Genomic DNA, 6,702 nt, shown 5'->3' on the forward strand with positions numbered 1-6,702 from the left:
CCCGACGTCAATGAGCCGGCGGTCGGTCATGATCGTCGCCCGCACCGCTCGGGCCGCGGGCCTCCAGTAGGGGTACTGGCACCGGATGCGAATCCGAGACATGAGGGACGGGGGCCGCCCGTGGTCCCGGCAGTTCACCCCTCGGTCGCAGTGACCCTGGCGTACCGACTGCAGGAACGAGCTTGGCTACCGGTCGGTTGAAGACGCGCAGGGAGCCGAAGGCCAGGGCACCGAGAGGAATCGGTAGCCAGTAGGCGATCACTCGCCAGGTGAGGATCCCGAGAACGGCGGCATTTCGGGACGAGCCGAACGCGATCAGTGCTGGGATCACTACGGCTTCGGAGATGCCCAGTCCACTTGGCGTGATCGGTAACCAGGCGGCCAGCGCCTGAATGCCGAACACTACCGCCAACGCCTCAAGCCCGACGCTCGAACCGTAGGCTCGCAACGACGCCCACAGCGCGAGCGCGTCGAACGCCCAGTTCGCCCCCGCCCACGATGCGGTGACCAGCAAGGCGCGTCGATTGCTGGCCAGAGAGCGCAGTTGTGCAACCACATGGCGGCGGTAGAGGTTCGACAGGAGATGGGAGAGCCTCGGCCCACACCAGGGGATCCGGCGTACCAGTTTGTTGAACCAATGACGGAATCTCACTCGTCGGACCGCGAGCACGGTCACCGCGCCGAACGTAAGGAATGTCGCCGATGCGGCGGCGGGCAGGAACTCCCAGCGTGAGGGCCCGCTTGTCACGGATCCGATCGCGTACGACGCGAGAAGCAGTCCCTGCAGCACGATTGCCGATCCGAGACCCTGTGCGACTTTGGCAAAGGCCGCCGTCGAGGAGGGCACCCCCTCGGCGACGAGCAGACGCCAGCACAGGGCGGTGCCGGCCGCCCCGCCGTCGGGTAGGCAGTGGCCCAGGGCGATAGCGCTGAGGTCTATGCGCATGACACGTTGCAGCGGAGGGCGGGTCTGGCCTGGAAGCATCGCTCGTGTCAGCAAGGTGTAGAAGCTCAGCGATGCGAGCTCGGCCGTCAACGCCAGCAGGATCCACGAACCGCCGACGTGGAAGAGCAGGTGTAAGGATTTCGCCGACCCACGTAGCTGAGGGAGGACCAGAAGCCAGGTCACCAGACCGAGCGCGAGCACCTGGGCGCACATGCGGATACCGCGCGTATGGCGGCCGGCCCACGCGGACATGCGCCGGGCAAAGGCCGTCATCGGCCACATACGGTGGCCGCTGTCGACAGGTGGGAGCGAGGTGTCACGAAGGCTCCTGCGCCTTCGATTCGTTCGAGCGCGGCCGGTCGCCCTGTCGGCGCCCGTGGGTGACGATGCGCCGCTCACTGCTGCGCGCGCTCAAGGCGACGGTTTTCGATTGCGATGCGCAGCGGGGAGAAGACCCCGGCGATTGCGACCGCTGGCGGTGGGCGCCCTGGGCGAGGCTCGACGGCTGTATCAGCGTTTGTCGCCACGACGCTGTGACCGCGATGGTGCGCGGGCGGTTGCGCATGCGATCGCTCCAGGTGTTCAGGGCTGGGGACCCTGAGAGGATAACCGCTGCAACTACAAAGTATGTAGTAGATGATTCCCGCTCTTTCAGCCGGCTCTCAGCATTCGTCGCGGTGATCGCAGGCTCGGTCGGGGGAGCCATCGCGGTCATCGCAGGGCGGAACGCGCCTTCGGGAGGGGCAATCGCTTGCTGTCACGTGGGATCCGCACCCGTCAGGCGGTCCACCCAGTCCGATCGATTCACGGATCGTCAGCCGGCGGCGACGAGCCAGACGCGGCTTGCAGAGGCCGGCCAACAAGGCCGTAGGTGGCGAACGGGGTCAGCGTGCGCGTCTGAAACGAGCGAGTAAGGAACCGCGGCGACAGGTAGGCGCCGCCCCCGGCGACGAGGCTGCCAGCCAGCCCTGGCCGAGGCTGCCGCCGAACTACCTGGGTACGACAAGGTGATTAGTGGCGGTTGTCGCCTCCGCGTGCTCGAAAAGGTTCTCGCCCGCGTGCTCCACACCGAGCGCGCCGAGCGTGACGGCCAGTGCCAGTGCGATCACCGCGGCGAGGTGGCGGGCGCGGGTACGTGGCGGCGGCTGTAGCAAGGCAACGACCCGGCGGGGTACCTCGCCTCCGGTGGCACCCGCCACCACGCTAGACGCGGGCGAGGGCCGGCTCAGCAAAGCCACCTGGGCGATGGTCTCGGCGACCAAGCGCCGGTTACCAACCCGAGCAGCGTCCTCGTCGGCCCACCGTTCGGTTGCCTCGCGGATGGCCCGCGCGGTGGGGCGCAGCAGCGGGTTGACCGCGGCGGCCAGATCGGCGGCCAGAGTCCACCAGGTATGGCGATGCGTGCGGTGGGAGCGTTCATGAGCGAGCAGGACCCGTCGGCCTGGGCCGTCGAGGGCCTCGAGCATGCCGGTGGTGATGACCGTCCGTGGGCGCAGCCCTGGGGTGGTGAACGCCTCCGGGTGTGCGCTGTTCACGAGCACGAATGGCGCGTCAACGTCAGTGTCGAGGTGCCGCCAGGCGCGAGAGGCGGACAGCAACGCCGAGCCGGTGCGCAGCACACTGCGCAGGACCCACAGCGTAATGGCTACCAGCAGCATCCCCGTTGCCACCGCGAACGGCGTGGGGATCGGGTCCAGCAGATGCAGGCTGTACGGGGACCAGGCGCCGACCTCGGCGACCTCGCCGAGTTGGCCTACCCAGGTGAACGCCACTGTAGCCAGGACGAACACCGAGGCGCCCGCGGCCAGCAGCGCACTGGGTACCAGAAATCGCACGGCGAGGTGGGGTGGCAGAGCCCGCGTCAGATACGGACCGGCCATGGCGAAGGCCAGGTACGCGGCGAACGAGGCCAGGACGGCGCTATCCACGGTTGCTCCTGATGGGCGAGCCGTACCCGTGGGCCGAGGTCGGACCGCCTTGGTCGGCGGTGATCTGGTGGAGCAGATTCCGCAAAAGCTGCTCGTCATCGGCGTTCAGTCCGTTCACAAAACGAGCGAGCACTCCAGCGCGGTTCCGCTCGATCTGGAGCAGACGGTGCATCCGCCGGGCGGTGACCATAGCCGGGTCGCTGAGAACGGTGTACGCGAATGCCCGTCCGGCCCGCTTACGGGCCAGCACGCCTTGATCGTAAAGCCGGACCATCACCGTCATCACGGTCGTGTACGCCAGGCGTCGGTCGAGGGCGTCACGCACGCGCGCGGGAGTCATCGGAGTGCCGGCCCGACCGATCAGATTCAAGATCTCCTGAGCGAGAACGCCATGGCCGCGCCGCTGCACCAGATCCACCTCCCAGTGGCCAACCTACTACAGAGAATTGTAGTAGGATCAACATGTATCACATGGAGATGCGGGATTGGCGAACTGCTCCGTACGCGCGGCCACGCCGCATGCTCGTGATCAGCAACGTCCCGGGCTCGACCGGTGACTGATCGCCCCGCGAGCGGTTGAGGCTGATCGCCCGTTCTATCCCAGCTTGCCCCGCCACGCGCCAAGCTGCCACATGCTTTGGTATCCAGTTCGCTCCCGACGACGCGATCCGGCACCGGCTGGCAACCGCCGTGGGTACAGGGCCCGCCCGCCCGCTACACTACAAGCTGTAGGGTGTCTCAGGTGAGGCGGGGCTGGTGCCTGCGGGTGTGAAGCGGGGCCGATCGGACCTCAGTCGTCAGCATGAGGAAGTCGTCAATGCGCGCAATCCGAGAGGTTCACAAGTCTGCGGCCTCGGCCAACCGTCGGCGCCCACCGGTGGCAACTGGCGTAATCACCACTGTCGTCCGGCGCCCGATGATGCGATTACGCCGGGTGCCCGCGGTTGACTGCTCAAGCGGTGGCTCGGCCGACGGGCGTCCGCTTCTCGGTTGGCTCTCAGGTTCCGTCGGTATGGTGCCCGACGGCCGCCAGGTGAGGGAACGTGCGCCGCGGTCGTAATCATCGTCGCGGGTTCGTTCGCCGTACCCGATATCGAGGGGAACTGTAGCCATGATTGAGGCTGTTGGCCTCACCAAACGATACGGGGAGCGGACAGCCGTCGATCAGCTGTCCTTCACCGTCAGACCCGGGCAGGTGACCGGGTTTCTGGGGCCCAACGGGGCGGGGAAGTCCACCACGATGCGCATGATCCTGGGTCTGGACACGCCAACCGGGGGTCGGGTCACCATTGACGGCAAGCCATTCCGGCAGCTGGATAACCCGATGCGGGAAGTCGGTGCGCTGCTGGACGCGAAAGCCATCCATGGTGGACGCTCCGCGCACCACCACCTGCTGTGCCTGGCGCAGACCAACAACCTGCCGAAGCGGCGCGTCGACGAGGTCCTGGATCTGGTCGGCCTCGCCGAGGTGGCGCGCAAGCGGGCGAAGGGCTTCTCGCTCGGCATGGGACAGCGTCTGGGCATCGCCGCGGCGCTGCTGGGTGACCCGAAGATCCTCATGTTTGACGAGCCGGTCAACGGGTTGGATCCGGAAGGCATTCTGTGGATCCGCAACCTGATGAAGTCGCTGGCCGCGGAGGGGCGCACGGTCTTCGTCTCGAGCCATCTGATGTCGGAGATGGAGAACACGGCTGACCATCTGTTGGTCATCGGCCGGGGACGGATGATCGCCGACTGCACGGTGCAGGAGTTCATCGACCAGAACTCGGAGCTGGCGGTACGGGTACGCACGCCGGACCCGACGAGGATGGCCGAGCTGGTCACCGGCGCGGGTGGACGGGCGGTGACTGACGGGGAGGGCGCGTTGCTGGTCTCCGAGCTGACCATGGACCGCATCGGCGACCTGGCCTTCGACAACGGTGTGCGGCTGCACGAACTGTCCCTGCTGCAGGCGTCGCTGGAGCAGGCGTTCATGGAGCTGACCAGAGACACCGTCGAGTATCACGCGGCGGTACCCGGCGGTCGGGAGGTGTCGTCATGAGCAGCATTGAGGGGCGGTCGCTGGGCGACGGAGCGGCCACACTGCTGCGCGTTCCGCCGCTGGCGCCACCGCGCGGCCGGGCGGGCCTGGGCGGCGAGCTGCGCAGTGAGTGGACGAAGCTGCGCACCGTGCGCTCGACCATCTGGTCGCTGGTGGCCATGGCCGCCATCGCTATCGGCCTCATGTCTCTGATCGCCTGGGCGCTGATGCATCGGTGGGATCGCTTCGCGCCGGGCGAACGGGCCGATTTCGTGGCGCATCCGTTGGAGATCGTCCTGGCCCGGCCGGTGTTCATCAGTCAACTGGTCGTCGCCGTGCTGGGTGTCATGGTCATTTCCGCCGAATACACCACCGGGATGATCCGCTCGACCCTGCAGTCACAGCCGCGCCGGTTGACGGTTCTGGTGGCGAAAGTCGCGGTGTTCGCCGCGCTGATGCTTGTCGTGGGTGAGGTGCTCAGCTTCGCCGCGTTCTTCGTCGGCAGGCAGGTCATCGCCGCGCACATCACGGTCAACCTCGGCGATCCCGGAGTTACCCGATCGGTCATCGGCGCCGGGCTCTACCTAGCCGTGCTGGGCCTGTTCTCGCTCGGATTCGGCGCGATTCTGCGGCACACCGCGGGCGCGATCACCGCCGTGCTCGGGCTGATCCTGGTGGTGTCGAATCTGACGGGGCTGCTACCCGACAGCTGGGGCCATCACATCAACGCCTATATGCCGACCAATGCCGGCCTGCTCATCATTCAACCCCATCCGCAGCCGGGCGACCTGCTGTCGGCTTGGCAGGGCTTCGGGGTTTTCGCCGGTTGGACCGCCCTGGTGCTCGCCGTCGCCGCGGTCCTGTTCGCCGCACGCGACGCGTAGCCTCTGTCCTGCCTCAGCGGCCGCCGGGGCGTCACTGCGACGACGGCCGCTGAGGGCAGGCAGCTACCCCGTCACGGGTCAGCCGCGATTGCGCTGTTCAGCGTCCTTCTCCGCGCTGACCAATTTCGCACCCGCGAACTGCACTGATTATCACCCCGCCGATGTGCTCGTTGAGGTGAGAGTGCGCTTAAGCTAGGCGCTATGGGAAAGGAACGGCGGATACGTCTTCGGACCGACGACGGCGCTGCGGACGTAGCGCATCGCCGGCGGTCCGGACAGCTGGAGGCCGCGGTTCTGGAGGCGTTATGGGCGAGCCCGAAACCGCTGACTCCGACCGGCGTGCAGGCCGTCCTCGGGGGTGGACTGGCTTACAACACCGTCCACACGGTCCTGTCTCGACTGGGCGACAAAGACCTGGTGACGCGAACCACTGTGGACGGTCACGTGGCCTATGCTCCGACGCAGGGTGTCGTCGAGTGGGCCGCCGCTCAGATGGAGTCGGTCCTGAGGCACGGTAGCGATCGGAACGCGATCCTTCACCGGTTCGTCAGCTCGCTGTCCCCTGACGACGAGCGGGCGCTGCGCGCGGCACTCGACCAGGAGACTAAGGGATCCTGACGCAGTGCGGAGCGACGGTGACGCCCGCCACCCAGTGGCCAACGCGCGCGTGTCGCCATCGAGGTTCAGCGAGCGCCCGGACCGCCGTAGCGGTAGCCGGCGGCCTCTGTCAGGAGGTCAAGGGGCCGCAGTCATCGCGCCTGTCAACGAGCCGGACCTATCGTGCCTCGGCCTTGGAGGTGCGGCGTCGACGGATGAACACCGCGACGGCGATGGCGCATGCCAGTACCACGATCGCGGCGATGATGTAGGTGGGGCCCTTGAAGGCGTCGGCCACCTTCTGCCAGTTGGCGCCGATGGCGTATC

At 67.2% G+C, this 6,702-nt stretch carries 6 protein-coding genes; 3 read left to right on the plus strand and 3 right to left on the minus strand.

Features of this window, described 5'->3' with window-relative positions; genetic code table 11:
• Positions 1 to 7: 7 nt before the first annotated feature.
• The 3 genes from ABEA87_RS41205 to ABEA87_RS41215 all read right to left on the minus strand — a co-directional run bounded on the left by ABEA87_RS41205 (position 8) and on the right by ABEA87_RS41215 (position 3,292).
• Positions 8 to 1,219, minus strand: coding sequence for a lysylphosphatidylglycerol synthase transmembrane domain-containing protein (locus ABEA87_RS41205; RefSeq protein ID WP_345639220.1), 1,212 nt, complete (start codon positions 1,217 to 1,219; stop codon positions 8 to 10).
• A gap of 716 nt (positions 1,220 to 1,935) precedes the next feature.
• A complete protein-coding gene (locus ABEA87_RS41210; protein ID WP_345639221.1) occupies positions 1,936 to 2,874 on the minus strand; it encodes a M56 family metallopeptidase in 939 nt (312 codons plus the stop codon).
• Positions 2,867 to 3,292 (minus strand): BlaI/MecI/CopY family transcriptional regulator, encoded by a 426-nt coding sequence (locus ABEA87_RS41215; RefSeq protein WP_345639222.1) that lies wholly within the window; start codon positions 3,290 to 3,292, stop codon positions 2,867 to 2,869. The genes ABEA87_RS41210 and ABEA87_RS41215 overlap by 8 nt, the downstream gene beginning before the upstream one ends.
• 693 nt (positions 3,293 to 3,985) lie before the next feature.
• Between ABEA87_RS41215 and ABEA87_RS41220 the strand changes: the two genes are divergently transcribed.
• The 3 genes from ABEA87_RS41220 to ABEA87_RS41230 all read left to right on the plus strand — a co-directional run bounded on the left by ABEA87_RS41220 (position 3,986) and on the right by ABEA87_RS41230 (position 6,396).
• On the plus strand, positions 3,986 to 4,915 hold the full coding sequence (locus ABEA87_RS41220; protein ID WP_345639223.1) for an ABC transporter ATP-binding protein: 930 nt from the start codon (positions 3,986 to 3,988) through the stop codon (positions 4,913 to 4,915).
• Complete coding sequence (locus ABEA87_RS41225; RefSeq protein ID WP_345639224.1) at positions 4,912 to 5,778, plus strand: ABC transporter permease; 867 nt, start codon at positions 4,912 to 4,914, stop codon at positions 5,776 to 5,778. The genes ABEA87_RS41220 and ABEA87_RS41225 overlap by 4 nt, the downstream gene beginning before the upstream one ends.
• 201 nt (positions 5,779 to 5,979) lie before the next feature.
• Complete coding sequence (locus ABEA87_RS41230) at positions 5,980 to 6,396, plus strand: BlaI/MecI/CopY family transcriptional regulator (protein ID WP_345639226.1); 417 nt, start codon at positions 5,980 to 5,982, stop codon at positions 6,394 to 6,396.
• The last annotated feature ends 306 nt before the right edge of the window (positions 6,397 to 6,702 follow it).

Origin of the sequence: Rugosimonospora acidiphila (genome assembly GCF_039543385.1) — a bacterium.
GTDB classification, from domain to species: Bacteria; Actinomycetota; Actinomycetes; order Mycobacteriales; family Micromonosporaceae; genus Rugosimonospora; species Rugosimonospora acidiphila.

Bases quoted from the DNA above. Each gene is read 5' to 3' on its own strand.
- ABEA87_RS41205 (WP_345639220.1), bottom strand. From the start codon at position 1,219: ATGACGGCCTTTGCCCGGCGCATGTCCGCGTGGGCCGGCCGCCATACG.
- ABEA87_RS41220 (WP_345639223.1), top strand. From the start codon at position 3,986: ATGATTGAGGCTGTTGGCCTCACCAAACGATACGGGGAGCGGACAGCC.
- ABEA87_RS41225 (WP_345639224.1), top strand. From the start codon at position 4,912: ATGAGCAGCATTGAGGGGCGGTCGCTGGGCGACGGAGCGGCCACACTG.
- ABEA87_RS41230 (WP_345639226.1), top strand. From the start codon at position 5,980: ATGGGAAAGGAACGGCGGATACGTCTTCGGACCGACGACGGCGCTGCG.